Below are 1337 nucleotides of genomic sequence, written 5' to 3'. Positions count from 1 at the left end.
GTGTAGAAGGGGACTGTTGACGAATCAAAGCCTGAGCGGTTTCGATAAAGGCTTGTGTTTCTGGAGTACTCAACGCGAACACTACTCCCGGTTTTGTACAAAACTGGCCGCAACCCATGGTCATTGATGCGACAAACTGCTCTGCAAGTGAAGCGTTGTTCTTCATCGCTTCTGGGAGAATAAAGGTTGGGTTAATGGCGCCGAGTTCTCCATAAAAAGGGATCGGCTCCGGTCTCTGTTGAGCAAGGTTGAATAAGGCACGCCCTCCACTAACTGAGCCTGTGAACCCAACGGCTTTAATCTTTGGATGTGTCACTAACGCTTGGCCAAGTTCACGTTTGTTACCTTGAAGCAAAGTAAAAATAGCTGAAGGCAGGTCTTCTTTATTCAGTGCGTTTTCAATACATTCGGCGACGATTTGGCTCGTTCCCGGGTGCGCGGTATGACCTTTAACAATAACCGGACAGCCAGCCGCAAGTGCAGATGCGGTATCGCCACCCGCGGCTGAGAATGCTAACGGAAAGTTCGAAGCGCCAAAGACGGCGACAGGGCCAATGGCAATTTGTTGGCGACGAATGTCAGGCTTTGGTAGAGGTTGGCGTTCAGGATTTGGTGTATCGAAGATAGCTTGATGATAACTGCCCGATTTTACAACATCTGCGAACAATCGTAGCTGGTTCGCCGTTCTGCCGACTTCCCCCTCTAAACGTGCCTGTGGAAGCGCTGTTTCTAAATGTGCACACGCGACAATATCTTCACGTCTTGCTTCCAACTCTGACGCAATAGAGCAGAGTAGGTTGGCGCGCTTTTCGTTGCTGAGTCGGCGAAAGCTGCGTGCAACTTTGGCTGCAGCTTCTGCAGCTTGGTTAACTTCTATCTCGCCATGAACGGGAAACGCCGTCGTTAATAGTTCACCGGTAAAGGCGTTGGTGGCGTAAAACACCTGTGAGTTTTGCGAATTCATTGTTCTTCCTTACTGTCCTTATTTCACTTCAAATCCGTACGCGTACGGGTCTTCGTCATCGACCCAAATGGTGTTGTGTCCATACACTTGTGCCCAACCTTCAATGCTCGGCAAAATCGCCGTTTGCCCGTTTACTTCGGTGATGCCCTCAATACGGCCGTTAAATAGGCTGCCGATGATGCTTTCATGCACGAAATCTTCGCCTGATTTGAGTTTTCCTTTCGCGTGCCATTGCGCCATACGTGCGCTCGTGCCGGTTCCACATGGCGATCGGTCGAGCGCTTTATCGCCATAAAAAACGGCATTGCGAGCCGTTGCGCCGTCTTGCGTTGGTTTCCCTGTCCAAAGTACATGGGAAACGCCGCAAACCGTG

At 50.6% G+C, this 1337-nt stretch carries 2 protein-coding genes; both read right to left on the bottom strand.

Going from position 1 to position 1337, the window contains the following annotated elements:
- The coding region (locus R7P67_RS24615) for an aldehyde dehydrogenase family protein (protein ID WP_318086291.1) at nucleotides 1–964 on the bottom strand (964 nt) is incomplete at its 3' end.
- Nucleotides 965–982: 18 nt separating this feature from the next.
- A partial coding sequence (locus R7P67_RS24610) for a proline racemase family protein (protein ID WP_318086290.1) occupies nucleotides 983–1337 on the bottom strand: 355 nt, incomplete at its 5' end.

Source organism: Vibrio sp. Vb0937, assembly GCF_033338855.1.
This window is presented reverse-complemented; position numbering and strand designations above follow the sequence as displayed.